Origin of the sequence: Burkholderia sp. Ax-1720 (assembly GCF_011753035.1) — a bacterium.
GTDB lineage: Bacteria > Pseudomonadota > Gammaproteobacteria > Burkholderiales > Burkholderiaceae > Burkholderia > Burkholderia gladioli.
On the sequence record NZ_VWWK01000427.1, the window covers coordinates 1 to 1,310 of the forward strand.

Annotated in this window: 1 protein-coding gene and 1 pseudogene; both read right to left on the reverse strand. The window is 71.3% G+C overall.

Annotation, left to right across the window (positions count from 1 at the left end; translation table 11 throughout):
• Positions 1–343: pseudogene (locus F3J18_RS37405) on the reverse strand (ABC transporter permease); the annotation flags it as partial.
• A 5-nt stretch (positions 344–348) separates the two neighbouring features.
• The coding region (locus F3J18_RS37410; RefSeq protein WP_166917193.1) for an ABC transporter substrate-binding protein at positions 349–1,310 on the reverse strand (962 nt) is incomplete at its 5' end.

The following is a 1,310-nucleotide window of genomic DNA, read 5'->3' on the forward strand; positions in this document are numbered from 1 at the left end:
CGAGCAGGCGGCCCGCGATCGCCAGCAGCGCCAGCCAGGCCGCGACGGCCCAGCCGGCGAGGCCGATTTCCTCGGTATAGGCCCAGTCGGCGAAGCCCACCACGCGGTTCGGCCAGAGACAGGCGACGGCGCCGAAGGCCGTCCAGGCCAGCGCGGCGACCAGGCCCGTGCCCCAGACGCGCGGTTCTCGCGCGGCTGCCGATGCGTCGGCGGCGCAGGCAGAGCAGGCGAGCGCGGCCGGCTTGTCTGCCGGTGCCTCGATCGTGGCGTGGCCGGCTGGCGTCGCCGCAGCCGGCTGCCGCGCGGCGTGCCGGTCGAGCGGGGTGGAATCGAGCGTGGACATGATCCTCAGCCCAGTACGTTGGCGTAGACCGTCTGCGCGAAGCGCTGCGGATCGGTCGACTTGCGCATCACGCCGATGCGGCGGAAATCGTCGGCATAGAAGGCGATCTCCTGCTGCAGGTCGACATTGGTGGGATGGTGCTCGTAGGTCAGCGTCGCGTAGAGCTTGCGCAGGTCCTCGGGGCTGACCTTGGGCGTGTACTTCGCGAACAGCCGGGCCGATTCGTTGGGGTTCTCGCGCGTGTAGTCGGTGGCCTCGACGATCGAGCGCGCCAGCGCGGCGGCGGCCGGCCGGTCGTTGCGCACCAGCTCGCCGCGCGCGCCGATCACGCAGCAGACCTTGTGCTGGTACTCGTCGGAGAGGTTGCTGGCGAGCTGCGTGTACTGGCCGGGGCTGCGCTTCTCCAGCAGGTAGAGGTTCGGGTCGCCGTCGGCGATCGCGTGGATCTCGCCCTTGTCGACGGCCGTGCCGAGCAGGTCGGCCGGGTACTGGCGCCAGGCGACGTCGCGCTCGGCGTCGATGCCGTGCCTGGCCAGCAGGATCGCGAAGAAGTGCTTGCCGGGCGAGGCCAGGTCGCTCACGCCGATGGTCTTGCCCTTGAGCGCGGCCAGCGAGGTGACGCCGGCCTTGTTGGCGCCCAGCAGGCGCACGCAGCCGCCATGCGAGCTGCCGATGATCTTCACGTCGAAGCCGGCCTCGAGCGGCTTGAGCCAGCGGTGGATCATGCCCACCGCCGCGTCGGCCTTGCCGGTCGCGATCGATTCGAGCAACTGGTCGGTCGAGCCCGAGTAGTTCACCAGCTCGACCGCGAGGCCGTTCTTCTCGAAGATGCCGCGCTCCTGCGCGACCACGATCGGCGTGAGGCAGAAGGCGGTCTGGTTCCAGGCGAACTTCAGCTTGCGCAGCGGCGGCGCCGACCAGGCGCTGCGGCCCAGCGCCAGCGCGGCGCCCGCCAGCGCGGCGGCGC